Consider the following 24877-nt stretch of genomic DNA (forward strand, 5'->3'; position numbering starts at 1 on the left):
TGAAGAGAAGTCTCACAAAAGGCTCAATATCCAATGAAGATGGCTGTTGGGCCAAAGGTGAGTTGAACCCATCGGTAAAGTGAACGTCGGGCGAGCATTCCAACCCCTGCTCTTAACCTTGTTCTGCACGAACTCCGTTCGCAATCTGCAGCATCTGATCTGCGGGTAGGTAACCGCGCAGCATTTCAGTGCCCAGAACAAATGAAGGCGTTCCAGAGATTCGTAGTTTTTGTGCCAGCGCGCGGGTTTTGGCGATCTCCTCGGTGACTTCTTCACTGTCCATCGCCACGATGATCGCGTCGCTGTCCAGTCCCAGCCCGTCAGAGATGCGGCGCAGGGTGACTTCGGACGGCTCACCGCTAAAGGCCAGGAGGGCATCATGAACCTGTTTGTATGCATCATCTCCCGCCACCTGTTTGGTCGCGATGGCAAAGCGGGATGACACGACCGAGGCATCGCCCAAAATTGGCAATTCCTTAATAACCAGACGGATATTGCCGTCCTGGGCCAGCAGGGTCGCCACTTCGGGCATGGCGCGCCGGCAATAGCCGCAGCGATAGTCCATGAATTCAACCAGAGTTATGTCGCCGTCTGGGTTGCCGCCCACCCAGCTATACCCATCGTTGAACAGGTCTTCCGCATTGGCAGCGACGAGTTCTTTGTCGGCATTCGCCTCGGCTGCGGCGTTGCGCTCTTCAAGGATGTTGATCGCCTCGATGATCACTTCCGGATTTGCCAGCAGATATTCGCGCACCTGCGCGCCAAACTCGGCTCTCTCTGCGTCGCTCATGGCGTTCAGGTCGAGCGCCTGCGCGGGGCTAGTGATCAGGGAAAGAGCCAATAGGGCCGGTGCAGCATGTCTCAGGATCATTTCCGTTTCCTTCTTTTGTTCTTTTTCAGGCGCTCCGAGGCAATCAGCACATCCTGCGCCCTTTGCCAACCCGGAGATCCTTCGGGGAGTTGCGCAACCGCGCGTTTAGCATGGATGCCTGCATCAGCAAGACGACCCTGCAGCGCATATCGCTCTGCGGTCACAGCAGACGCCATTCCATTGTTGCCCACCTGCGAATAGGCTAAGCCAAGATCACGCATCAATCGGGCGTTTCGGTAATCTCTTGCCCTTGCTTTTTCAAGAACTTGCAGGGCTTTCTTGGTTTGGCCATCCGCCAGCAGAGCGCGCCCATACCCCGCCAAAACCAGAGAATTGTTCGGTGCCATATCGACTGCAGCACCATAGGCTGCAACAGCCTCGCTCAGGCGTCTGTTCTCCAACAGAATCTGGCCTTTCAGTTCGTAGAAAAACGGATCATCGGGGCGGATTGCCAACGCTCCGTCAATCGCGGCGCGGGCGCGGGACAAGTCTCGGTTCTGGTGGTAGGCCGATGCTTCACGCATCAGACGGATGTCGCGGTCGGTTTCCTCGGCTGCACGGCGTAGAGTCCAGGTCGGGGATCGCAAGAAGGCTGACAGTTTTCCTTTTACGCGGGCAAACCAGTAATCTGCGTTTGGGTTCTTTTTAGCTTTGTCACCATACTGATCCAGAAACGTCTCAGCCGCGCGAAGGCGCTCTCGGCTGGTTGGGTGCGAGCGCATATACGGGTCCTGCCTGATTTCGCTCAGCAGTTCCTGCCCGGCAAACTTGCGGTGCAAATCAACCATCCCGCGCGGTGAGATCCCAGCCCAACGCAGATAGCTGGCAGCACTGCGATCGGCCGAGGCTTCTTCGGCGCGTGTATGCCCCAAGAAACTGCGCAATGCCGAAGCCTGAGTGCCCACAGCAATGCCTGCCGCAGCCTCTCCGCCGCCCGCTGCTGCGGCCGCAAGCGCCAGCAGCGTGCCTAGCTGCGCGTTGCGCTGTGCCGCCCGCAGGTTTTCCGAACGGCGTGCAAGGTGACCGTTGGCGATATGGGCGGCCTCATGCGCGATCACCGCCTGCAACATCTCGGGGGTTTCGACAGTCAGGATCAGACCGTAATTCAGGTAGATGGTGTTGTAGTCTATAACAAAAGCATTGAATACGCTGTCATTTACCACCAGCACCCTAACCCGGTTGGTGTTCAGGCCAGCCGCGCGCAAGATCGGAAAGGCCAGTTCTCGTAGGCCGTGTTCTATATCGGGATCGCGGATCAGGCTTTGCGCGTTGGTCTGAACGACACTGACCAACCACGTCACTGCGATCAGCAACACAGCCGGGATTGACGCCAGCCGGGATAAGCGTTCAAAAGCCATGGCTGCAACATGGGAGATGGCCATGAGAAACTCAACCCGTTCCGGGGTCGATCCCTTCATCGTGATGGACGTGATGGAGGCCGCACGCAAGGCAGAAGAGGCCGGGCGGCATGTCATTCATATGGAGGTCGGTCAACCGGGAACCGGGGCACCTAAAGGGGCGACCGAAGCGCTGGCGAGGGCCATGGAACAGGGGCCGCTGGGGTATACGGTGGCTTTGGGTTTGCCCGCGCTCAGGCAGCGGATCGCGCGGTTGTATGGCAAGTGGTATAATGTTGATCTTAACCCCGAACGGGTGGTGATCACACCGGGGTCGTCCGGCGGGTTCCTGCTGACCTTCACGGCGCTTTTCGACAGCGGTGATCGGGTAGGGATCGGGGCACCGGGGTATCCGTCTTATCGGCAAATCCTCAAGGCGCTGGGGTTGGTTCCGGTTGATCTGCCGACTGCGCCTGAAAACCGGCTGCAACCAGTGCCCGCTGATTTCGCGGGGCTCGATCTGCAGGGATTGATGGTTGCTTCACCTGCGAACCCCACAGGAACGATGTTGGACCATGCCGCGATGCAGGCACTGATCGAAGCCGCGCAGGGGCAGGGCGCGTCGTTCATCAGTGACGAGATTTATCACGGGCTGGAATACGAAGCCAAAGCCGTCACTGCGTTGGAGCTGACGGATGAGTGCTATGTGATCAACTCGTTCTCCAAGTATTTCTCGATGACGGGCTGGCGTGTTGGCTGGATGGTTGTGCCCGAAGATCAGGTGCGCGTGGTCGAGCGAATTGCGCAGAACATGTTCATTTGTGCTCCCCATGCGAGCCAGGTGGCGGCATTGGCTGCGATGGATTGCGAAGATGAGCTGCAGGCCAATCTGGATGTTTACCGCCGTAATCGTCTGTTGATGCTGGATGGGTTGCCCAAGGCCGGGTTTGCCAATATCGCACCGCCGGATGGGGCGTTTTATGTCTACGCAGATGTCTCGGATTTGACGCAGGATAGCCGTGCCTTTGCGGCCGAGATTCTGGACAAGGCCGGGGTTGCCGTGACACCGGGGCTGGATTTCGATCCGGTGCGCGGGCACACGAAGTTGCGTTTTTCTTATGCGCGGTCGAGCGAAGACATTCAGGATGGGCTGGATCGGCTGCAGCGTTTTATGACCGAGCGAGGCGCGATCCCGCAAACGGCCTAATGCGTTCACAAAGGCAGGGGATTGCTATAGGCTCTGCCTCAAACGATCTCGGGAAAACTTGAGGCCATGAGCAGGATTTTCTTCGCACTCGCCCTGATCTGGGCGCTGACTGGTGCCGCTATCGCGCAGGACTTCAGCGCACTTGCACGCGCCCTTCCGGAGCAGAGCCGCATCGTCGATGAGGGCAATACCGGGGTGCGGCTGGACCTTGGCCTCAGCCAGGGTGTGCCATACCGCGTGTTCACATTGCGTGATCCCTACCGGATGGTGCTGGATTTCCAGGAGGTCGATTGGTCTGGTTTGGACCGCGGGACCTTCCTTCAAACTGACCGTATCAGTGGTTTTCAGTACGGAGCCTATGTGCCCGGCTGGTCGCGCCTAGTGCTGGAGCTTGGTGCTCCTTTGGCTGTAGAAACCGCCGATCTGCGGATTGATCAAGCGACGGGTGCTGCACATTTGTCGTTGCATCTGAAAGGGACTGACTTTGACAGTTTCGCGGCCAGCGCGGGTGCTCCGCGCCAGCCAGGGTGGGACCTTCCGGAACCCGCGGTGACACCGACGATGCCCGGGCGCGTTGATCAACATGTGTTGCTTGTCATGTTGGACCCCGGCCATGGGGGCATCGATCCGGGTGCCGAAGTCGCTGATACCAATGAGAAAACGCTGATGCTGACCTTCGCACGCGAACTGCGCGAGGCGCTGCTGCGTACAGGCGGATACGAAGTGGCGATGACACGCGTCGACGATCAGTTTGTCTCGCTAGAGCGGCGCATTGCTTTGGCGCACAGGGCCGGGGCGGACGTGTTCATCTCGCTGCACGCGGATTCGCTTTCCGAAGGGTTGGCGCATGGGGCTGTCGTCTACACACTGTCAGAAGAGGCCTCGGATGTTGCCAGCCAGAAGCTGGCTGAACGTCACGACCGAGGCGATCTGATTGCGGGTATCGATCTGAGCGGAGCGGACGATCAGGTCGCTGATGTGCTGCTGGATTTGGCCCGGCAAGAGACCAAACCGCGCAGCAAAGCGCTGGCCAGCTCGTTGGTCGATGGTATGGCACAGCAGGGTGGGCCGATGAATCGCAGACCCCTGCGTTCTGCGTCATTCTCGGTATTGAAGGCCGCAGACATCCCATCTGTGTTGGTCGAGTTGGGGTTCTTGTCCAGCCCGCGTGATTTCAAGAACATCTCTGATCCGGACTGGCGGGCCTCGATGGCGCGCGGGCTGGTGCTGGGGCTTGAGAACTGGCGTCAGGACGATTTGGTGAAACGATCGCTGATTGGTCAATAACGCAGCGGCGCAAAACGGCCATTGTAGCCTTTCGTGTTTTGACCCTGCGAGGGGGCGACACTATATAGGCGTCACCGCGAGTAAAAGGCAGTAACGTGATCCGGTTCATTCTTTCGTTTTTCGGGGCGATTTTCAGCCTCGTGACCTTGGGTATTTTTATGGCCGCGCTGGTCGTTGGCGCGGTGTTCTGGATGTATGGGCGCGACCTGCCCAGTCATGAATCACTGGCGCAATACAAGCCGCCGACCATCAGCCGGATTTACTCGGGCGAAGGACAGCTGATCGACGAATTTGCACAGGAACGCCGTCTGTTCACGCCGTCCGAGGAAATCCCCGATCTGGTGAAACAGGCGTTTATCTCTGCGGAAGACAAGAATTTCTATACCCATCAGGGCTATGACCCGCGCGGTATCATTGCTGCCGGGGTCGAGGCCGTGCGCACCAAGGGCGAAACCGTACGTGGTGCGTCAACGATCACGCAGCAGGTGATGAAGAACTTCCTGCTGTCCGGCGATCGCCGGGCCGAGCGCAAGATCAAGGAAATCATCCTCGCCACTCGGCTTGAGGATACGCTGGACAAGGAACAGATCCTCGAACTCTATATGAACGAGATATTTCTGGGCCAGAACTCCTATGGCGTGACCGCCGCGGCGCAGACTTACTTCAATAAGACCCTGCAAGAGCTGGCACCACACGAAGCGGCGATGCTGGCCGCTATGCCCAAAGCGCCGTCCGACTACCATCCGGTTCGTCAGAAGGAACGCCTGCTCAACCGCCGCAACTATGTGCTGCGCGAAATGCAGCAGAACGGGTATATTGATCAGGCGACCTATGAGACCGAGGTCGAGATGCCCCTGCGCTCGGTCCAAAACGGTGACTTTGAAAGCTTCCGTACTGCATTGCCACCCCGTGATTACTTCACTGACGAAATCCGCCGCCAGCTGAGTGAGGATTTTGGTGAAGGTGAGTTCTTCACTGGCGGCTTTACCGTCCGGGCGTCGGTTGATGAAGAAATGCAGGTCGAAGCGGCGAAAGCCCTGCGCACGGCGCTGCAGAAATACGACCGCTCGCGCGGGAAATGGCGTGGTACGGGTGAGGTGATCCCTGAAGAGAAGCTGGCAGATGAAGCTCAGTGGCGCGAGGCGCTGGCGATCATGGAAATCCCCCGCGACGTGGTGCTGCCGACGCAATGGTATCCGGCCGTTGTTCTGAACGTGGCCGACCAATCCCTGACCGTCGGGATCGAAGATGGCCCAGCAGATGGCACCGTCCCCCGCGAAGATATCAAGTGGATGCAGGGTGATTTCGCAGCCAATTTCAAACGCGGCGATGTCATTCTGGTAATGGCCGGCGAAGAGGGGCAGTGGTCTGCCCGTCAGGTGCCAGAAGTGCAGGGCGGCTTTGTCGCGATGGACGTGAATTCGGGCCGTGTTCTCGCGATGCAGGGTGGGTTTTCTTATCAGGACACGGTGTTCAACCGCGCCACGCAAGCGCAGCGGCAGCCTGGGTCCAGCTTCAAACCCTTCGTTTATGCAGCCGCACTGGATAGCGGATATAGCCCAGCCACAATCGTTGTGGATGCGCCGATCGAGGTGAATACACCGCAGGGCCTTTGGCGTCCCAAGAACTCGACCAACAAGTTCTATGGTCCGACGCCGTTGCGCACTGGGATCGAGATGTCGCGGAACTTGATGACCATCCGGCTCGCGCAAGAGGTCACCATGCCCGTTGTTGCGGGGTATGCCGAACGGTTTGGCGTTTATGACCGTATGGGCGCATTCCTTGCGAACTCACTGGGGTCCGAGGAAACCACGCTATATAAAATGGTTGCTGCCTATGCGATGTTCGCCAATGGCGGCGAGCGGGTTGAGCCGACTCTGGTTGACCGTATTCAGGACCGGTTCGGCAAGACCATCTATCGCCATGATGACCGCCAGTGTGTGGACTGCAACTCCAGCTGGCTTGAGCCCGATGAATCGCCCACGATCCTTACCGATCGCAGTCAGGTCATGGATGCCATCACCGCCTATCAGCTGACGTCGATGATGAAAGGCGTGGTGGATCGCGGCACCGCGTCGCGTGTCGTGAACTTGCCCGTGCCCACGGCGGGCAAGACCGGCACAACAAACGAATCCAAGGATGCGTGGTTTATCGGCTTTACATCAAACATCGTGGCTGGTTGCTACATCGGTTATGACCGCCCGCGCCCGATGGGCCGGGGGGCCTATGGCGGCACGCTGTGTGGCCCTGTGTTCCAAAGCTTCATGGAAAAGGCCGTCGAGAAATACGGCGGAGGCCCCTTCGAAGTGCCTCCTGGCGGCCACTTCATCAAGATCGACCGATTCAGCGGCGCGCGTTTGCCTGAAGATGCCAGCGGAGAATACGTGGTCGCTGAGTATTTCCGTGATGGCGTCGACGGCTTCATCGACCGCATCTATGATGGTGGCTTCGCGATGGGCTCAGATTTGCCGCTTTTTGAAGAGGCCAGCTCGGGTCGTCAGGTAACCACCTCGACGGGTGATACGATCACGGTCGGTCCCAATGCTAGCCAAGGTGATCTGCAGGGCGGTGGGCTTTACTGACCGCCCAAGTTTCACCGCTTAGTCGTCTTGTGGTGACTTGCACCTCTTGCTATCACGCAACCCTGATTGAGCAAGTTGGGACCTGACCATGCGCGCCGAAACCCAGAATATCGTGGCGGAAATCGAAAAGTCGCTGGAGCTGCTGGCGCAGCGTATGGACTATGAAACCGCTCCGCACAGGCTGGAGGAATTCAACGCGCGTGTTGAAGATCCAAACCTGTGGGATAATCCTGAAAACGCGCAGAAACTGATGCGCGAACGGCAGATGCTGGTCGACGCAATCGAGACCTACGAATCCATCAAAACCGATCTCAGCGATAATATCGAACTGATCGAATTGGGCGAGATGGAAGAGGACGAAGAGGTTGTCACCGACGCTGAGAACGCCATCAAAAGCCTGCAGACCAAAGCCGCCAAGAAAGAGCTTGAGGCGTTGCTGGACGGAGAAGCCGACCGTAATGATAGTTTCCTTGAGATCAACTCGGGCGCCGGAGGTACAGAAAGCTGTGACTGGGCTTCGATGCTGGCGCGGATGTACGTGCGTTGGGCCGAGAAAAAGGGCTATACGGTTGAACTACAATCCGAGACGGCGGGGGAAGAGGCGGGCATCAAATCTGCCGCTTACAAGATCACCGGTCACAACGCCTATGGCTGGTTGAAATCGGAAAGCGGCGTGCACCGGCTGGTGCGCATTTCGCCTTTCGACTCGGCAGCCAAACGGCATACCTCGTTCAGTTCGGTCTGGGTTTATCCGGTGGTGGACGACAATATCGAGATCGAGGTCAATCCTTCGGACATCCGCATCGATACATACCGGTCCTCGGGCGCAGGCGGTCAGCACGTGAACACCACGGACTCGGCGGTACGTATCACACACATCCCGACCGGGATTGTTGTGACGAGTTCCGAGAAATCGCAGCATCAGAACCGCGATATCGCCATGAAGGCACTGAAATCGCGGCTGTATCAGCAGGAGCTGGATCGCCGGAATGCTGACATTAACGCAGCGCATGAGGCCAAAGGTGATGCGGGTTGGGGTAACCAAATCCGGTCCTACGTGCTGCAGCCCTATCAGATGGTCAAAGATCTGCGAACCAACCATGAAACCTCGGATACCAAGGGCGTACTGGACGGCGACCTTGATGAGTTCATGGCAGCGACGCTGGCGTTGAATGTCTCGGGTAAAAGCCGGTCCGAGGCGCAAGGCGAAGGCTAGTTGCGAAAGCACCTGACCTCTGTTGCAAACCTGATCAAAGGCCACTGGCAATTGATCATCATTGTTGCATTGGTGTTTGTGTTCTGGAACACGATGCTGGTGCTTCCATTGAAAATCCTGATTGTTTTTCTGCATGAGCTTTCGCACGCCCTTGCTATCGTTCTGACCGGAGGATCGGTCGAAAGCTTTTCGGTCTCACCGCAACAGGGTGGTCTGGTGGTCGGCCGAGGCGGCAACCGGTTTATCAGCCTTTCAGCCGGATATCTGGGCTCATTGATGCTTGGGATGGGGCTGCTGATGATCGCCCTACGCACGAATGCAGATCGGATGGCGCTTGGTCTTTTTGGTGGCGTCATGCTGGTGGTCACTCTGCTGTATATCCGTGACCCGTTTGCCATGGCGTTCTGTGCGGGCAGCGGCGTGGTGATGGTGGCGATCGCCTGGTACCTGAGCCGCAATCTGTGCGATCTGATTTTGCGAGTCATTGGATTGACCAGCATGATCTACGTGCCCTTTGATATCTTCGATGACACCCTCCGGCGCTCGGGCTTGCGTTCAGACGCGTATATGCTGGCCGACGAGTTCGGTGGCACGACAATGATGTGGGGTGGGTTGTGGCTGACCATCAGTCTAGTCATGATCATCTTTGGCCTGAGGAACATGCTTGGCCGCGATAGCAATGTCCGGATCGACGTCAGGATCAGGTAAGCATAACCTTTGCTCACATCCAAAAAAGATACATTTAAACAGTGGCTTTAAATGGTCCGGCCACGTCGTTAGGCTGATCGGGAACAGGCAAAGGGCCAACCCACATGGATCTGAATAGAGCCTCTGCAAAGGACATTCTCGATAGCTTGTCCAACCGTCAGCTTTCAGCAGTTGAGTTGTTGCGTGCGACCCTGGACCGGATCGCTGAGGTGAATGGCCCGGTGAACGCGATTGTCGCGCTCCGAGAGGAAGACGCATTGATGGAAGAGGCGCGGGCGGCGGATGCGGCCCTCACGCGTGGGTCTCTGCACGGGCTACCGATTGCGGTGAAAGACCTGGTGAATGTGGCGGGGATCGCCTCGACCCAGGGTTCGCCATTGTTCAAGGATCATGTCCCACAAACTGACGATCTGTTGGCCGCCCGGTTGCGCGCAGCCGGAGCGATCCTGATCGGTAAGACCAATACGCCGGAATTCGGACTTGGCTCGCACACGTTCAACCCCGTCTATGGCGCAACCCGCAACCCGTACGATACGGCAAAATCTTGTGGCGGCTCGTCGGGTGGCGCGGCTGTGGCGTTGGCGACGGGCATGCTGTCGCTGGCCGACGGGTCCGACATGATGGGCAGCTTGCGCAACCCTGCGGCATGGAACAACGTCTATGGGTTCAGGCCTACTTGGGGGCGGGTTCCTTCCGAACCAGCTGGCGACAGCTATCTGCACCAGCTTTCAACATTGGGACCGATGGCGCGCAGCCCCGAAGATATCGGGCTTTTGCTCGACGTGATGTCTGGCCCAGACCCAAGAATGCCCCTGAGCGCCGAGGTTGCGGCAGCGTCCCCCATTCAGACCGCCGATCTGACTGGAATGCGTATCGGCTGGCTGGGTGACTGGGGCGGGGCGTTTCCATATGAGCCGGGCATACTTGAGCTTTGCAGAGATGCGTTGCGGGTTTTCGAAGGAAACGGCGCGCGGGTCGAGACGCTTGAACCACCCTTTGATGCGGACCTGATCTGGGACAGCTGGATCACATTGCGCTCGTGGAGCGTGGCAACTGGGCTTGAGCCTCTGGCTCGGGACAAAGCCGTACTCAAAGATACAGCGCAATGGGAGTTGGAGCGTGGGCTGTCTTTCAGCGCAATGGATGTGCACCGCGCCAGTGTTATTCGATCAGACTGGCACAGACGCGCGGCAGAGATATTTGCTGATTATGACGCTCTGGTATTGCCAGCTGCGCAGGTCTGGCCATTCGAGATCGAAACACCATACCCAACCAAAATCGAAGGGCAGGGGATGGATACCTACCATCGCTGGATGCAGGTTGTGACGCCAGTCAGCCTGCTGGGTCTACCCTGTTTGGGAGCTCCAGCCGGGTTTGGGGCCAATGGGTTGCCGATGGGGCTGCAACTATTTGGCCCGCGTGGATCGGATGCGAAAATCTTGTCGATGGGCGCGGCTTATCACGCAGAAACGCACTGGCCACAGAAACGCCCCGCCATGTAGAAAGAAACGCCTGGGAGGAGCAAACAGGAATGAATAAACCCTTTGGTGTGCCGACGTTGAAACGGGTCGATACTGCGATGCTGAAACAAGCGCTGCGTCGCGCCTGGCAAGATTTTCGCTGCGCGCCGCTATACGGGCTTCTTTTTGCTGGTTTTTATGTCTTGGCCGGATGGCTCATGGCCTGGGTTACACTAAAGACCGGTACATCATTCTGGCTGGTTCTGGCCGCAATCGGATTTCCTTTGATCGGGCCGTTCGCCGCCGTAGGGCTATACGAGGTGTCGCACCGATTGGAGCAGGGCGAACCGTTGAACTCTGCTGCGATATTCGGCGTCGTCGTTCAGCAAAGTCGCAGGCAACTGCCGTCGATTTGCGCGATCATAGTGGTGATTTTTCTGTTCTGGTTCTTTCTGGGTCACATGATCTTTGCCCTGTTCATGGGTCTGTCGACGATGACCAACATCTCGACTTCGTTTGAAGTCTTTCTGACCCCCAATGGTTTGGGTATGTTAGCCTTGGGCACATTGGTCGGTGCCGTGTTTGCGATCATTTTGTACATGATCACGGTACTATCGATACCAATGTTGCTGGATCGCGAATTAGATTTTGTGACAGCGATGATTTCAAGTTTTGCTTACGTCAAAGCGAATACTAAAGTGATGCTGGGGTGGGGTGGATTCATCGCGATTGTTACATTTCTCGCGATGGTGCCCTGGTTCTTGGGCCTGTTTCTGGTTCTGCCGTTGCTTGGACACGCAAGCTGGCATCTCTATCGTTTGATCTCGGATGGTGGATCATCAGAAACTGTTGAACCTGAGAGTGCCTGAACGCACAATCTCAGGTCGAAGCGCCCCTGCTCGGGTGTGCTGAGCGCTTTGCTTTGCGCGCCAATTTCAACGCAGCAGACAGGTCATGTCCCAAGTGCCGTAGCTCAACACATTGGGTGCTCTGGCCTAGCTCGGATCCTTCTGCCAGCCGATAGACATAGCCCAACAATCGGGTACCGTTCTCTTCGCTTGTTTCAGACAGAACCATCATTCGACGATCTTGCGCGTCTTTTCGTGAAATCAACGCGCAGATCTTTCCATCTGCATAAGACACTATGCCCCGAACCTCACGCGTGGCTGGTCTCTCGGATAGTGAGGAACAGGGGTCATAACCACGTAGCAGGGTGCAATTGAAGATCTGACGCACATGGTACAGCCGGTGATGGGGCTGGCTCGCGGCTGTCTGGTCACGCACAATGGCTTGGTAAAAGCCGGTCGCGAACGTCGTATCGACGCTAGCCGAGAGGTAACGATCGATGACATTTACCGCCGGATGCGGGGCGTGGGGCTCGATTTCATCCAGTGGTTTTAGAAGGATACGCGCATCGACATCAAAAAACTGACAAATCCTATCCAAGATATCCGGGCGCGGAAAGCTCTCACCGGCCAGATATCGGTTGAACTGCGTTCGATTGATTCCCAGCTGGCGGCATAGCTCAGACACCGATGGGTATCTTTGTGCAAGCTGCCGAAGGTTCGCGCCAAACATTCTACGTAATTTAGCAGGGCTGCGATTGGTGTCGGTCACGTCAATTCCACGGTTCTGCTTGAGGTTCGAAATAACAAGAAGATGTCAACACAGTGGCTGCACGTCAGTCAGAAATCGTAAAAATGACAAATGGGGGCGTCGGATGAGGCCCCGCTACGCGGCTCAGGCTAACGTCACGTCATGCAAAATCAATAGCGATTCAGTTTATTTGCATGATCTTTTACATGTTATTGTTCGTGAACTGCGTGGAATGCGGACTAATTTCGGATTATTGTTTAAACTTATTGCGCTGTCAGGTCCTCGGCTGGGCAAGCACAGCCGAGGATGGTGCCAAAAATGTCAGTCGCCACGCAGCAGGGCAGCAACACCGGTCCGGGCGATTTCGATTAGCCCTAGAGGGCGCATCAGGTCAGCAAACGCATCGATCTTGTCTGGCGCGCCGGTGATTTCAAAAATGAATGAATTCAGCGTGCTATCGACCACATTGGCTCGGAAAATATCGGCCAGACGCAACGCCTCGACCCGTTTGTCTCCTTCGCCGACAACCTTGATGATCGCCAGCTCGCGCTCGACCGAGGCGCCTTCAACGGTCAGATCATGGACATCGCGAACCGAGACGATGCGTCCGAGCTGCGCCTTGATCTGTTCGATGACCTGCGGGGTGCCGGTGGTAACAATAGTGATGCGGCTCAGGTGGCCTGTATGATCCACCTCGGCGACCGTGAGGCTTTCGATGTTATAGCCGCGGCCCGAGAACAGTCCGATCACCCGCGCCAGAACGCCTGGTTCGTTTTCAACCAGAACAGCAATTGTATGCTGTTCCTGAACGTCCGAGAAAGTTGGGCGTAGGTTGTAAGCAGAATGGCGAGTTGCGCCTTTTTTGATTTGTAGGGCAGACATTTACGTCCCTTTCATCATCTTTCGATGGCCGGGCACCGAAGCGCCCGACAAAATTCGTCGAATTTTGTTAAACCAGTACCGAGCCTTTGCTATCGATTACGCCCTGCGTTTCGGCCTCGCCCAGCAGCATTTCGTTATGGGCTTTGCCTGATGGGATCATCGGGAAGCAGTTTTCGTGCTTTTCGACCACGCAGTCAAAGATCACAGGGCCGTCATAGTTGATCATCTCCATGATCGCGTCGTCCAGATCTGCTGGGTCGGAACACAGGATACCCTTGGCACCAAAGGCGTCGGCGAGTTTGACGAAATCAGGCAGTGCTTCGGACCAGCTGTGCGAATAGCGTTCGCCATGCAGCAGCTCCTGCCATTGGCGCACCATGCCAAGGCGTTCATTGTTCAGGATAAACTGCTTCACCGGCAAGCGGTACTGCGCTGCGGTGCCCATTTCCTGCATGTTCATCAACCACGACGCTTCACCTGCCACGTTGATGACCAGCGCATCGGGATGTGCCATCTGCACACCGATCGAGGCGGGGAAACCATAGCCCATTGTGCCCAGACCACCCGATGTCATCCAGCGGTTTGGATCTTCAAAGCCGAGATACTGAGCCGCCCACATCTGGTGCTGTCCAACCTCAGTCGTGACGAATCGATCGTGGTTCTTTGTCAGCTCTTCAAGCCGTTGCAGCGCGTATTGCGGCTTGATGGTTTTCTCGCTGTTGGTGAAGGCAAGGCAGTTAACTTTGCGCCACTCGTTGATCTGTTCCTGCCACTGTTTGATATTGGCGGCATCTGTTTTGCGACCGCGTGCCTTCCAGACTTTCAGAATGTCCTCAAGCACATGGGCAACATCGCCAACAATCGGGATATCCACCCGGATCACTTTGTTGATCGAAGATGGATCGATATCCACATGGGCCTTGATCGAGTTCGGTGAGAACGCATCGATACGACCGGTGATACGGTCGTCAAAACGCGCGCCGATATTGATCATCAGATCGCAATCATGCATCGCCATGTTGGCCTCGTAGAGCCCATGCATCCCCAGCATACCGATCCAGTTTTCACCCGAGGCCGGATAAGCCCCAAGCCCCATCAGGGTCGAGGTGATCGGGAAGCCGGTTGCGTCTACAAGCTCGCGCAACAGCTGGCTGGCTGCAGGGCCCGAATTGATGACACCGCCGCCAGTGTAGAAGACCGGTTTCTTCGCGGTCTCGATTGCCGCAACCAGTTCGGTGATTTCTTCCAGATCGCCCTTCAATACTGGCTGATAGTGGGAGGTTGACGGTTTTGGCGTCGTGTATTCACCCGAGGCAAACTGAACGTCCTTCGGAATGTCGACCAGCACGGGGCCGGGACGACCCGCGGTTGCCACGTGGAAGGCTTCATGCATTGTTGCCGCCAGCGAGTCCGTATCCTTCACCAGCCAGTTGTGCTTGGTGCAGGGGCGGGTGATGCCTACGGTGTCCGCTTCCTGAAAGGCATCAGAGCCAATCATGAAGGTTGGAACCTGACCGGTCAGAACAACGATCGGAATCGAATCCAGCAACGCATCGGTCAGGCCGGTCACCGCGTTTGTCGCACCAGGACCGGATGTGACCAAGGCAACGCCCGGCTTGCCGGTTGAGCGGGCATAGCCTTCAGCGGCATGTACAGCACCCTGCTCATGCCGTACCAGAATGTGGCGAATGTCGTTTTGCAGAAAAATCTCATCATAGATCGGTAGGACGGCGCCACCGGGGTATCCGAAAACTGTGTCCACGCCCTGATCCTTGAGGGCCTGAACTACCATCTTTGCGCCGGTCATCTCACGTGTCATCTGCTTTGCTCCGTTCGCGACATGTGTCTTGCGTGTTGCCAAAAAAAAAGCCCCCGAGATTTTCGGAGGCGCATGGGTTCGATTATGGTTTACCGTTACCGGCCCATGCGCGTGTTTCCTACGATTACGACTAGCGCTTTCATCGCCAGAGGCTCCTTCTTTGCGTGCAGGGACATTATGGTTGAGGGGAAGGGGCGTCAACAGGCAAATACAAAAATATTGTAAGTCAGTGTTCATATTTTTTGTTACTTTATTGCGCAAAATGACGCAGCTCGAGAAACATCCGTGAAATTTGGGTGAAATTTTGAGTGTATGACCTTGCGTTAGGCTGGTCTGATTGCGTCAGGTCCATGTCTGAAACAGACCAGAGCAACCCCCGATGCTGAGGCAGGCTGATGAAAACAGCACTACATCGGGAGGTCAGACATGTTGCACGATCTTGTAGATTTAGGGCGATATCCGATCGATCGGCCTGATTCCTATGGATATAGGCAGTTGATCGCGGACCTGCGGCGGGATCTGGATGTTGATGGATGTGCAGTCCTGCCGTCCTTTGTGCATGAAGAGGGATTGGAAAAACTGATTGCCGAGGCCGACGAGGTCGCTCCCAAGGCGCATCGGTCATTCAATCGCACGAACGCCTATTTCACTCAGGACGACCCGAGCTTTGGTATCGGGCATCCGATCCGACGGTTTTTCGACCGGTCCAATGCCTTTGTGCCAGCGGATAATTTTTTAGCGTCAAGCCCTCTGCGACGTATTTATGAGTATGAAGGTTTTATGCCCTTCATCCGCGAGGCGCTGAACGAGCCAGAGGATCGGTTCTTTAGATATGACGATCCGTTGGCGGACGTGATCATCAATGTTGTCGAGAAGGGAGGCGGCTTCCCGTGGCACTTCGACACCAATAATTACACTGTGACGCTGGCAATTCAGAATGGCGAAGCAGGCGGCGCGTTCGAATACGCACCCAACCTACGAACCGGTGAAGACGAAAATTTCAAAGGCGTCGCTGCGATTTTAGATGGCAGCAGGAGGGGTGTGCACCAACTGGAACTGCAACCAGGAGACCTGCAGATTTTCAAAGGGCGTTATGCCTTGCACCGGGTTGCTCCGGTCGAAGGCGACCGCAAACGCTATGTCGGAATTTTTTCATTTGTAGAAACCGAAGGGATGTGTGGCGGGGTTGAGCGTACACGGCAACTTTATGGTCGGGTTTTGCCCCATCATTACGCGCGTGCCGGGCTTCGGGATGATGAATTGCTAGATTGAGTTAAGCGAGAGGTTAGACTGGCCACTATATTATCTGCGGAGAAACCATTAATGTCGCAAATACTGCAACTCACACCATTTGTCCTTTGTTCGTCTTTGGACGCGCAGATTGAGTTTTATTGCAATAAGCTGGGATTTACCTGCAATTTCAGGCAGGAGAACTATGCGTTTCTAAGGTTGGATCAAGTTGCCATTCGTTTATTGGAATGCCCGCCGCGATCGGATGGTAAACCATTGGGTGATAACCAATCCTTCTATATTGATGTCGACGGAATTGATGAGCTTTATGAAGAGATGAAAGGGCAGTTGGCCGATTTGCCAGAAGGCCGCGTGCGCCCGCCTTTCGATCAGCCCTATCAGCAGCGCGAATTTCATGTGATCGACGAAGATGGAACGCTGATCTTCTTTGGTCAGGACATTCGCCCCAGGTAACCGGGCATGGCTCCCGCCCGTAATCAACGCGCCATTCGGCGCGCCTTTTCCGGTTGGGTCGGGCAGCGCGTATCGCGCTGCGGTCAGAGCCCGGGGCTGGTGCCCTGCAGAACGCCGTGTTCCAGCGCATAGCGGGTCAAACCGGCAGTCGAAGAGATCCCCAGTTTACGTTTGATATTCTTACGGTGGGTTTCGACCGTGCGGACAGAAATATCCAAAGACTGCGCGACTTCTTTGTTGGATTTGCCCTGCGCGAGCTCAAGCAAGATAGTCTGTTCGCGCCCGGTTAGCGCTTCACGCGTGTCACCTTCTTTCGGTTCCAAAGAACCTCTGGCACCGGTGCAGAGATAGCGCTCGCCACGCATCACCGCGTCGATAGCTTGCTTGATTTCTTCGGTCGGAACGTCCTTGAGGATATAGCCCTTGGCGCCGTGACTGAGCGCCGTCGAGATATATTCGGGACTGTCGTGCATTGATAGGATCAGAATGCGGGTTTCAGGCAGGCGTTCCAAGATAATCTCAGTGGCGTTGAGCCCGCTGAGACCGGGCATGTTGAGATCCATCAGGATCACGTCTGGTTCGAGCTGGGTCGCCTGATCAACCGCCTCTTGCCCGTTTGAGAGCGTGCCAACCACGTCTATTTCATCAAAACTTTCCAGTAGTGACTGAATGCCTTCGGCGACCATGGGATGATCGTCGACTATAAGTACACGGGTGGTCGTGTCGGACATCAGAGACCGGCCTTTCGTTTTGGCGTTGGATCTTCCTGCGGCGGCAGCATATGGCTGAGTGGCAGGCTGACTTCAATCACAGTGCCGCTTTGCCCGCCGCGAGAGGAGAGGATACGCAGGCTGCCGTCAAGCTGCTCAATCCGCTCTTGCATGTTGCGCAATCCGATCCCGGCGCTGACTTGACCGGGTTCGCTACGCAATCCGCGGCCATTGTCGGTGATCCGCATCGTGGCGCCTTTCTTATGACCCCGCAGATCTATGGTAACACGTGTCGCGCCTGAGTGGCGCTCGATATTGGTCAGGGCTTCCTGTGCAATCCTATAAAGGGCGATCTTGCTGTCCTGATCCAGCCGGTTACGGAACACGACTGTCGAAAACTCGGTCTCGATCCCGGTGCGTTCGCTGAAGTCGTCTGTTAGTGCTTTTAGGGCAGGCCCAAGACCTAGATCGTCCAGAACGCCGGGGCGCAGATCGCGGCTAATACGGCGGACTTCGGTGATGGCGGTGGCCAGATTATCGATACCTGTTTGCAGCGGAGCTTGCGCGGCTGCGTCGTCTCCGCGGCCCAACCGTCGACGGGCATTGTCCAGCGCATAACGGACGCCGACCAGTATTTGGCTGATGCCATCGTGCAATTCACGGGCAACGCGCCCGCGCTCTTCCTCTTGGGTATCAAGCACGCGCTGGGTCAGTTCCTTGAGTTTGGCGTCAGCCAGCCTGCGTTCGCGGAAATTCAGCAACATTCCGGATGCAAAGACGATCAGTACGGCTGCAAGAACGATTCCCCCGATATAAAGGAATGTGCGCTGCACGCGCGCCTCGACCTCGGCGCGGGCGTTGGCCACGGTGGCGACGATATCGTCGATGAAAACGCCGGTGCCGACGACCCAGCGCCAATCCTGCAAGCCAACCACATAGGCGATCATCTGCGCCTCTTCCCCGGTTGAAGGTTTTTGCCACATAAAGCTGTGCCATCCTGCGCCTTGGCGGGCGAGGCTTATGAACTCATCCACAATGGGCGTGCCATCACTATCCGTTAGGCCAACCCAGTTGCGGTTGATAAACTCGGTCTGGCGCGGGCTGACCAGATTGTTGCCGTCATAATCGTAGACGAAGAAGAACCCGTCTTTGCCGTAGATCATCGCCGACAGGATTTGCGTGACCAGGTTCTTTGCCACCTCGTCATCGGGCGAGGCGCGACCGTAGATATAGGCAAACCCGTTGCGCGCTTGTGTGACGTAGTTGCGCAGTTCGTCCTTCTTGGCTTCGATCAGGCGGCGTTCAAGCGCTTGGATCTCGCTTTCAGCGGTTGCGCGGGATTCATATGCGACCACCAAGGCGATCGCAGCCACCGCCGCGATCAATGGGATGGCAGCGACCAGCGACAATTTCTGCGCGTAGGTCAGCGAGATGAGATTCCGGAAACCTCTCATGATCGAATCGATACGCAAGCCGCAGCGAAATTGCAAAAAGATTGGTTGATCAGTGACCTCAGGCAACGCGATTTAGCGCTGGGCACGCGAAATCAGCCGGAATTGCGCCCTCAAATCCAAAAAAATCTGACTGGCTACGTAGTAGTAGGTATTCACATTCATGTGTGCGGAACTAGGCTAACGCGCACTGGAAACGATCGACCCGGCATCACCCGGGGAATGAATATGAAGGGGAGGATCACTCATATGGATCGTCGTAAGTTTCTAAAAACATCAGCACTGGGCGGCTCGGCCGCTGCAGCCACCACGCTGGCAGCGCCCGCCTACGCGCAGGGCAAGCGCACGCTGACCATGGTTACCTCATGGGGCCGTGGCCTTGCGGGTGTATTTGACAGCGCACAGCGCTGCGCCGACAGCATCACCACCATGTCGGATGGCGACCTGAACGTTGAAATCAAAGCAGCCGGTGAACTGGTTGGTGCTTTCGAAGTATTTGACGCGGTATCGTCCGGTCAGGCTGATATGTACCACGCGGCAGACTACTACTTTGTGGGTCAGCACCCGGGCTATGCGTTCTTCACCGCTGTTCCGTTCGGCATGACCGCGCAGGAATTGGTGAACTGGTACTACCATGCCGGCGGCATGGAGCTGCATGATGAGCTGGGCGAAATCTTCGGCCTGAAATCCTTCTTGGCCGGTAATACTGGCGCGCAGGCAGGTGGCTGGTACTCGAAAGAGATCAACAGCCCCGAAGACTTTAACGGCTTGAAGTTCCGTATGCCGGGTCTGGGCGGTAAGGCGCTGGGCAAGCTGGGTGCATCGGTTCAGAACATTCCAGGCTCAGAGGTGTATCAGGCGCTGTCGTCCGGTGCGATTGACGGAACCGAGTGGATCGGTCCTTGGGCTGACGAAAAAGCGGGCTTCCAGGAAATCACCAAGACCTACTACACTGCGGGCTTCCATGAGCCGGGTGCGGGTCTGTCGTTGGCCACTAACCGCGAGGTTTATGACAGCCTGTCCGCCGCTCAGCAGAAGATCATCGAGATCGCAGCAGCCGAATGCCACCAGTGGAACCTGGCACAATTCCTGGCCAACAACGGTGCCGCGCTGGCGCGCCTGCAAGCCGGTGGCGTCAAGGTCATGGAATTCCCTGACAGTGTTTGGGACGCATTTGGTGCAGCCAGCCAGGAAGTTCTGGACGAGAACATGGGTGACGAGCTGTTCAAGCGCATCCACGACAGCGCCATGGCGTCGATGGCTGAGTCCTCGGCATGGAACAACCTGTCGTCGGGTGTTTATACCGCACAACGCGACCGCGTTCGCGGCTAAGTAAACCGCTCAATGCAATCGGTTCCCCCGTAAAGGCGGGGGAGCCTTTCCCGTTGCACATAAGCGGTTCGGACATGCCGCAATAATCAAACGTGCAACCGATACGACCTGGGGACAACATGCAGGACGAAAACGGTATCTCGTTCTTCGGCGCCCTGTGGAATGGACTGATATGGTTCATTCAGAACATTGCCGAAGCCTTCTATAATTTCGGATACGCCATCACGCATCCGCAGCTCTGGCTGGACTGGTCGGACAAAGAAGCGATCATGCGCTTTGTCTATTACGGCGGGTCTGTCGAGTTCTTCTTCGTGATCTTTGCGCTGTTTCTGGTGCTGACGGCCATAGGGCTCTACTACCGGAATTTCATGTGGGGAATGGTGCGCGGGCTCGAGGGTTTTGCCAACACCACGGGCCGTTTCTTTGCCTGGGCGGGACTGCTGATGGTGATCCAGCAGATCGTGATCGTATTCATGCAGCGGGTGTTCACGCGGCCAGATATGTCCTTTGGTTTGGGCATCCCTTTTCAGATGGATATCAGTTGGTTCGCCGAAGAACTTAAACTTTATAACGCGATGGTTGTCTGCCTGTGCTGCACCTACACATTCGTCCAAGGCGGTCACGTCCGCGTTGACCTGATTTATGCAGGTATCAGCCACAAAGCCAAACGCGTCGTTGATATGTGTGGGGCGGTTCTGTTCATGATGCCCATGGCCGTGCTGACCTGGATGTATGGCTGGTATTTCATGTGGCGGCACCTGATCGTGCCGAAACCCTCGGCCAGTGATACGCTGGACCGGCTGCTGGCCAAGTCCCGCGCATTGCGCTGGAACGTTGAAACCATCGGGTTCAGCCCGAACGGGTTTAACGCCTACTTCCTGTTCAAAATCCTGCTGGTGGCCTTTGCCGCCATGGTGTTCCTGCACGCGATTGCGTTCCTGTATCGCTCGTATCTGGAATACGTGGAAGGGCCGGAAAGTGAAGGAAAATACCTCGACAAGGACAGCCTTGGCGAGGGTGAAGAAGCCTACGAAGGCGCGCATTAGGGACGGAGAACCAGACAATGCTATTCGGACTTGATGGCGTCGAGATAGGCCTCATTATCGTATTCTTCTGCCTCTTCGGGGGCATCCTTTCGGGTTTCCCCGTGGCCTTTGCCATCGGCGGGGCCGGGGTGATTTCCTTCGGGATCATCGCCGCATTGGACAGCGCCGGGCTGTTGATCCACCAAGCGATCGACACTGGTTCGCAAGCCTACCGTGACGTGGTGAATTCGGGCGTCAAACCTGATGTGATATCCGTATTCCGATACCCGGATTTGCCAAGAATCGCCGAGCCGGTCTTTGTACAAGGCTGGGAAACCGCGCTGGACCGGAACGTCTCTTTCATCGTGAACCGTATGAACGAGCGTGTTCTGGCCGGGCAATCGATTGAAACCCTGCTAGCGGTGCTGATGTTTGTTCTGATGGGCATCACGCTGGAGCGGTCGAAGATCGCGAATGACCTGTTGACCACGATGGCACGCGTCTTCGGGCCCTTGCCCGGTGGCCTTGCGGTCTCGATTGTGGTCGTGGGTGCATTCCTTGCGGCTTCGACCGGTATCGTGGGCGCGACTGTGGTGACCATGGGCTTGTTGGCCTTGCCCACCATGCTGCGGAACAACTATTCGCCGGAACTGGCGACGGGTGTGATCGCGGCCTCGGGTACGTTGGGGCAGATCATTCCACCGTCCATCGTGATCGTTCTTCTTGGAACGTTGGCCGGTGACCTCTATTCGACCGCGCAGGAAACGCGAGCGGTTGAGGCCGGGTGTACCGACGCGCTGACTTATCTGGGCGAGCCTGCGGTTGTTTCGGTGGGCACATTGTTCCAGGCGGCGCTGCTGCCGGGGATCATGCTGGCACTGCTTTATGCGCTCTATGCCTTTGGTTATGCGCTATTGAACCCGGAAAAGGCCCCTGCGGTTGAGCTGTCGGGCGGTTCGGGTGAAACCATCACGCGCTCGGAAGGTCTGACTTGGCTGCTGGGTGCTCCGGTTGCTCTGATCGTTGGCGCTGTGCTGCTGGGCAGTGCGGGCGTGATCGGAAGCCAGAATGTCTCAGTCTCGGCATTCTCGGATATCGGGCAGGGCGCATCACTGCGCACAAACGTTTCGGAAGAGTGTCAGGCTTCGATGATCGAACTGCATGGTCAATCCGCCTGGGATCAGGCGGTGGCCGAGCAGGAAGCGATCGATGAGGCAGGAGGTGCAGCTGAATCCCAACGACTGAGCGAAGAGGAACTTGCGGCTGCACAAGAGGCCAAGATCGCTGCCGCTGCACCGATAGGAAACGGTGTCGCCGTTATTGTGGTTCTGCTGGGGCTCACGCTGGTACTGGGACGCGGGATTGCTCCATCGCGGTCGCCGCAACCTCTGATCGTCGGGGCTATCGGCCTGTTGCTGATGCTGCTGGTCGATGTGCTGCTGATTGCGCCGACAACGTCGTCCGGGGCGACGTTCCTGTTGCTGGCGATACCCTTCGCGTTTGCCATGTATGGCTGCAAAGAGGCGGCTGCACGATGCGCCACTAATGATCTGATCAGGGTGGTGTTCCCGCCGCTGGTCCTGATCATCGCGGTGCTGGGATCGATCCTTGGCGGTGTCACCAACCCCACGCCCGCAGCGGCACTGGGGGCAGGTGGGGCTATCATGCTGGCGGCCTATCGCAAGCTGCAGGATCAGGGTAGGTCGGGCAAGGTGATCATATGGTCCACCTTTGCAGTGATCATTGCGCTGCTGATGGGCGTGAACTTTGATCTGCGTATCAATCAGGGCGGTGTCACGGTCGAAAGCTGGATTGCTTTCATCATTGCCTATTCCGCTTATCTTTACGCGCTGTTCGGGCTGTTGTTCGCATGTTGGGTGCTGTTCTCGAGCGGGGTTCTGACACCTGTAGTGCGCGAGACGGCTAAGGTGACCTCGATGGTCTTTACCATCCTGATCGGATCGCAACTGCTGAACCTGGTGGTGATCTCGTTCGGAGGCGAGCACTATATCCAGCAATTCCTCAAGAGCTTCGACAATGAATTCACAGTCTTCCTGATTGTGATGCTGGTGTTGTTTTTCCTGGGCTTCGTTCTGGATTTCCTTGAGATCATTTACATCGTGATCCCAATCGTGGGACCGGTGATCTATGGCGGGTCATTCGATCCGAAATGGGTGACGATCATGGTTGCAGTGAACCTTCAGACCTCGTTCCTGACGCCACCTTTCGGGTTTGCGCTGTTCTATCTACGCGGAGTTGCTCCCAAAGAGGTCACAACCGGCCACATCTATCGTGGCATCATACCGTTTGTGATCATTCAGGTGGTGGGTATCGCGATCTTGTGGTTCTTCCCCTCGATCGTCACCATTGTGCCCGATCTGATACCAAGCTGATTGAGGCGATTTATGTCCAAGGGAAAGGGGGCTTCGATGCCCCCTTTGCTTTATGCAACTGTGAAGGGGATCAGGTGAACTGGATCAGGTCCCAGCGATTGCCGAAGGGGTCACGCCAGACCGCTACGGTACCGTAGGGTTCGTAGCGAGGCGGTTCTTCAAAATGAACGCCGTTGACGCGCATGTTTTCGTAGTCCCGATTGAAATCATCTGTTTCAAGGAAGAAGCCGACACGGCCCCCTGTCTGGTTCCCGATGCACGAGCGCTGGACGCCATTCGCAGCCCTGGCAAGCAACAGCGTACCCCCGGATGATCCCGGAGGCGCGACGCGCACCCAACGTTTGCCACCACCCAGATCTATATCCTGGAGCAGCGAGAAGCTCAGCACATTGGTGTAGAACGCAATCGCATCATCGTAATCCGGCACTACTAGAGTGACCGCGTGAAGGCTCTGCATCATTGCAGGTTAGCCTTTCGTCGGATGTCTGTCAGGCAGTTGGATATTGGCCACCTGCTCGGCAATGGGGGCCGATGACAGAGGGTGGTGCGCTGTCTGGGCGTATTGTTCCGGGTCTTCAATCTGCTTCCATTCGCCTCGAATATAGGCCTGAAGCCCCGAAAATTTGGCTTTATAGTCCATCTTCGGACTGCCTGGGACCCAATAACCCAGATAGGTGTAGGGCAATCCGGCCTCGCGCGCGATCTCAATATGGTCGAGGATCATATACGTACCCAGCGAGTGTTGCTGAAACTGTGGATCGTAGAACGAGTAGACCATGCTCAACCCGTCATCCAGCACATCGGTCAGGCTGACTGCGATCAATTCGTCTGTATCGGGATCGGCATATTCCACTACGCGGCTGCGGATCGGGGTTTCCTCGATCATCGCGGCAAATTCAAACACATCCATATCGGCCATACCGCCATCAGCATGGCGAGCATCGAGATAGCGCCGGAACAGGTCGAATTGCTCATCCGTGGCCCAAGGCGATGTGGCACGCCGAGTCAGGTAGGAATTGCGCCGATAGGCTCGTTTCTGGCTTTTGCTGGGGCGAAAGTTTGAAACATCGATGCGCGCTGACAGGCAGGCGGCGCAATCGGTGCAGGACGGACGATAAAGCACATTCTGCGAACGGCGAAATCCTTGTTGCGACAAGCAATTATTCAGCTGGTCCGCGCCTTCTCCCTGAAGGGCGGTGAACAGTTTGCGTTCCATTCTACCCTCAAGATAAGGGCAGGGTTGGGGTGCCGTCACATAGAATTGTGGCGCGATTGGCAGCGTGTGTCGCATGAAGGT

The 24877-nt window shown here is 56.6% G+C and carries 21 protein-coding genes; 12 read left to right on the plus strand and 9 right to left on the minus strand.

Annotated elements, in window-relative coordinates; translation table 11 throughout:
• Nucleotides 1–112: 112 nt before the first annotated feature.
• Both ACR0IU_RS05280 and ACR0IU_RS05285 read right to left on the minus strand, forming a co-directional pair.
• Entirely contained in the window at nt 113–871 is a 759-nt protein-coding gene (locus ACR0IU_RS05280; RefSeq protein WP_480715500.1) for a DsbA family protein, read from the minus strand.
• Nucleotides 868–2253 carry a M48 family metalloprotease gene (locus tag ACR0IU_RS05285; RefSeq protein WP_480715501.1) on the minus strand — a complete coding sequence of 462 codons (1386 nt, stop codon included), beginning with the start codon at nt 2251–2253 and terminating at the stop codon, nt 868–870. Before ACR0IU_RS05285 ends, ACR0IU_RS05280 begins: the two co-directional genes overlap by 4 nt.
• On the opposite strand from ACR0IU_RS05285, the gene ACR0IU_RS05290 reads away from it, so the two are divergent.
• The 7 genes from ACR0IU_RS05290 (at nt 2252) to ACR0IU_RS05320 (ending at nt 11537) form a co-directional block, all read left to right on the plus strand.
• On the plus strand, nt 2252–3415 hold the full coding sequence (locus ACR0IU_RS05290; protein ID WP_480715502.1) for a pyridoxal phosphate-dependent aminotransferase: 1164 nt from the start codon (nt 2252–2254) through the stop codon (nt 3413–3415). The genes ACR0IU_RS05285 and ACR0IU_RS05290 overlap by 2 nt on opposite strands.
• A gap of 66 nt (nt 3416–3481) precedes the next feature.
• A complete protein-coding gene (locus tag ACR0IU_RS05295) occupies nt 3482–4702 on the plus strand; it encodes an N-acetylmuramoyl-L-alanine amidase (RefSeq protein WP_480715503.1) in 1221 nt (406 codons plus the stop codon).
• A 95-nt stretch (nt 4703–4797) separates the two neighbouring features.
• The gene (locus ACR0IU_RS05300; RefSeq protein ID WP_480715504.1) at nt 4798–7284 is read left to right on the plus strand and encodes a penicillin-binding protein 1A; all 2487 of its coding nucleotides are present in this window, start codon (nt 4798–4800) and stop codon (nt 7282–7284) included.
• 88 nt (nt 7285–7372) lie between these two features.
• Nucleotides 7373–8500 (plus strand): peptide chain release factor 2, encoded by a 1128-nt coding sequence (gene prfB, locus ACR0IU_RS05305; RefSeq protein WP_480715505.1) that lies wholly within the window; start codon nt 7373–7375, stop codon nt 8498–8500.
• Entirely contained in the window at nt 8501–9208 is a 708-nt protein-coding gene (locus tag ACR0IU_RS05310; RefSeq protein WP_480715506.1) for a M50 family metallopeptidase, read from the plus strand.
• Nucleotides 9209–9312: 104 nt separating this feature from the next.
• A complete protein-coding gene (locus ACR0IU_RS05315) occupies nt 9313–10710 on the plus strand; it encodes an amidase (RefSeq protein ID WP_480715507.1) in 1398 nt (465 codons plus the stop codon).
• 29 nt (nt 10711–10739) lie between these two features.
• Nucleotides 10740–11537, plus strand: a complete 798-nt coding sequence (locus ACR0IU_RS05320) for a DUF2189 domain-containing protein (protein ID WP_480715508.1) — start codon at nt 10740–10742, stop codon at nt 11535–11537.
• A gap of 10 nt (nt 11538–11547) precedes the next feature.
• Here the strand turns inward: ACR0IU_RS05320 and ACR0IU_RS05325 are convergent, their stop codons facing one another.
• The 3 genes from ACR0IU_RS05325 to ACR0IU_RS05335 all read right to left on the minus strand — a co-directional run bounded on the left by ACR0IU_RS05325 (nt 11548) and on the right by ACR0IU_RS05335 (nt 14965).
• Nucleotides 11548–12201, minus strand: coding sequence for a helix-turn-helix domain-containing protein (locus ACR0IU_RS05325; protein ID WP_480715509.1), 654 nt, complete (start codon nt 12199–12201; stop codon nt 11548–11550).
• Nucleotides 12202–12585: 384 nt separating this feature from the next.
• On the minus strand, nt 12586–13146 hold the full coding sequence (ilvN, locus tag ACR0IU_RS05330) for an acetolactate synthase small subunit (protein ID WP_010442156.1): 561 nt from the start codon (nt 13144–13146) through the stop codon (nt 12586–12588).
• Nucleotides 13147–13213: 67 nt separating this feature from the next.
• The gene (locus ACR0IU_RS05335) at nt 13214–14965 is read right to left on the minus strand and encodes an acetolactate synthase 3 large subunit (protein WP_480715510.1); all 1752 of its coding nucleotides are present in this window, start codon (nt 14963–14965) and stop codon (nt 13214–13216) included.
• 426 nt (nt 14966–15391) lie between these two features.
• Here ACR0IU_RS05335 and ACR0IU_RS05340 point away from each other — a divergent pair, with 426 nt between their 5' ends.
• Both ACR0IU_RS05340 and ACR0IU_RS05345 read left to right on the plus strand, forming a co-directional pair.
• Nucleotides 15392–16237, plus strand: a complete 846-nt coding sequence (locus ACR0IU_RS05340) for a HalD/BesD family halogenase (RefSeq protein WP_480715511.1) — start codon at nt 15392–15394, stop codon at nt 16235–16237.
• Nucleotides 16238–16288: 51 nt separating this feature from the next.
• Nucleotides 16289–16669 (plus strand): bleomycin resistance protein, encoded by a 381-nt coding sequence (locus ACR0IU_RS05345; protein ID WP_480715512.1) that lies wholly within the window; start codon nt 16289–16291, stop codon nt 16667–16669.
• 83 nt (nt 16670–16752) lie between these two features.
• On the opposite strand, the gene ACR0IU_RS05350 is transcribed toward ACR0IU_RS05345, so the two are convergent.
• Together ACR0IU_RS05350 and ACR0IU_RS05355 are read right to left on the minus strand one after the other, a co-directional pair.
• The gene (locus tag ACR0IU_RS05350; RefSeq protein WP_010442161.1) at nt 16753–17400 is read right to left on the minus strand and encodes a response regulator transcription factor; all 648 of its coding nucleotides are present in this window, start codon (nt 17398–17400) and stop codon (nt 16753–16755) included.
• Complete coding sequence (locus ACR0IU_RS05355) at nt 17400–18833, minus strand: cache domain-containing protein (protein WP_029622026.1); 1434 nt, start codon at nt 18831–18833, stop codon at nt 17400–17402. Before ACR0IU_RS05355 ends, ACR0IU_RS05350 begins: the two co-directional genes overlap by 1 nt.
• Before the next feature lie 246 nt (nt 18834–19079).
• Between ACR0IU_RS05355 and ACR0IU_RS05360 the strand changes: the two genes are divergently transcribed.
• The 3 genes from ACR0IU_RS05360 (at nt 19080) to ACR0IU_RS05370 (ending at nt 23580) form a co-directional block, all read left to right on the plus strand.
• Nucleotides 19080–20162, plus strand: coding sequence for a TRAP transporter substrate-binding protein (locus ACR0IU_RS05360; RefSeq protein WP_170473331.1), 1083 nt, complete (start codon nt 19080–19082; stop codon nt 20160–20162).
• Between the two features lie 119 nt (nt 20163–20281).
• Complete coding sequence (locus ACR0IU_RS05365; protein ID WP_480715513.1) at nt 20282–21208, plus strand: TRAP transporter small permease subunit; 927 nt, start codon at nt 20282–20284, stop codon at nt 21206–21208.
• Between the two features lie 17 nt (nt 21209–21225).
• Nucleotides 21226–23580: a TRAP transporter large permease subunit gene (locus ACR0IU_RS05370; RefSeq protein WP_170773268.1), complete on the plus strand. Its 2355-nt coding sequence runs from the start codon at nt 21226–21228 to the stop codon at nt 23578–23580.
• 70 nt (nt 23581–23650) lie between these two features.
• On the opposite strand, the gene ACR0IU_RS05375 is transcribed toward ACR0IU_RS05370, so the two are convergent.
• Both ACR0IU_RS05375 and ACR0IU_RS05380 read right to left on the minus strand, forming a co-directional pair.
• A complete protein-coding gene (locus ACR0IU_RS05375) occupies nt 23651–24037 on the minus strand; it encodes a VOC family protein (protein ID WP_480715632.1) in 387 nt (128 codons plus the stop codon).
• Between the two features lie 9 nt (nt 24038–24046).
• Nucleotides 24047–24871 (minus strand): arginyltransferase, encoded by an 825-nt coding sequence (locus ACR0IU_RS05380; protein ID WP_480715514.1) that lies wholly within the window; start codon nt 24869–24871, stop codon nt 24047–24049.
• Nucleotides 24872–24877 lie beyond the last annotated feature (6 nt).

This window comes from Ruegeria sp. CL5 (genome assembly GCF_056536485.1).

Excerpts from the sequence above, each read along its gene's own strand:
- ACR0IU_RS05280 (WP_480715500.1), bottom strand. The coding sequence starts at position 871 with ATGATCCTGAGACATGCTGCACCGGCCCTATTGGCTCTTTCCCTGATC.
- ACR0IU_RS05290 (WP_480715502.1), top strand. The coding sequence starts at position 2,252 with ATGAGAAACTCAACCCGTTCCGGGGTCGATCCCTTCATCGTGATGGAC.
- ACR0IU_RS05285 (WP_480715501.1), bottom strand. The coding sequence starts at position 2,253 with ATGGCCATCTCCCATGTTGCAGCCATGGCTTTTGAACGCTTATCCCGG.
- ACR0IU_RS05295 (WP_480715503.1), top strand. The coding sequence starts at position 3,482 with ATGAGCAGGATTTTCTTCGCACTCGCCCTGATCTGGGCGCTGACTGGT.
- prfB (WP_480715505.1), top strand. The coding sequence starts at position 7,373 with ATGCGCGCCGAAACCCAGAATATCGTGGCGGAAATCGAAAAGTCGCTG.
- ACR0IU_RS05315 (WP_480715507.1), top strand. The coding sequence starts at position 9,313 with ATGGATCTGAATAGAGCCTCTGCAAAGGACATTCTCGATAGCTTGTCC.
- ACR0IU_RS05320 (WP_480715508.1), top strand. The coding sequence starts at position 10,740 with ATGAATAAACCCTTTGGTGTGCCGACGTTGAAACGGGTCGATACTGCG.
- ilvN (WP_010442156.1), bottom strand. The coding sequence starts at position 13,146 with ATGTCTGCCCTACAAATCAAAAAAGGCGCAACTCGCCATTCTGCTTAC.
- ACR0IU_RS05335 (WP_480715510.1), bottom strand. The coding sequence starts at position 14,965 with ATGACACGTGAGATGACCGGCGCAAAGATGGTAGTTCAGGCCCTCAAG.
- ACR0IU_RS05340 (WP_480715511.1), top strand. The coding sequence starts at position 15,392 with ATGTTGCACGATCTTGTAGATTTAGGGCGATATCCGATCGATCGGCCT.
- ACR0IU_RS05345 (WP_480715512.1), top strand. The coding sequence starts at position 16,289 with ATGTCGCAAATACTGCAACTCACACCATTTGTCCTTTGTTCGTCTTTG.
- ACR0IU_RS05350 (WP_010442161.1), bottom strand. The coding sequence starts at position 17,400 with ATGTCCGACACGACCACCCGTGTACTTATAGTCGACGATCATCCCATG.
- ACR0IU_RS05355 (WP_029622026.1), bottom strand. The coding sequence starts at position 18,833 with ATGAGAGGTTTCCGGAATCTCATCTCGCTGACCTACGCGCAGAAATTG.
- ACR0IU_RS05360 (WP_170473331.1), top strand. The coding sequence starts at position 19,080 with ATGGATCGTCGTAAGTTTCTAAAAACATCAGCACTGGGCGGCTCGGCC.
- ACR0IU_RS05365 (WP_480715513.1), top strand. The coding sequence starts at position 20,282 with ATGCAGGACGAAAACGGTATCTCGTTCTTCGGCGCCCTGTGGAATGGA.
- ACR0IU_RS05370 (WP_170773268.1), top strand. The coding sequence starts at position 21,226 with ATGCTATTCGGACTTGATGGCGTCGAGATAGGCCTCATTATCGTATTC.
- ACR0IU_RS05375 (WP_480715632.1), bottom strand. The coding sequence starts at position 24,037 with ATGCAGAGCCTTCACGCGGTCACTCTAGTAGTGCCGGATTACGATGAT.
- ACR0IU_RS05380 (WP_480715514.1), bottom strand. The coding sequence starts at position 24,871 with ATGCGACACACGCTGCCAATCGCGCCACAATTCTATGTGACGGCACCC.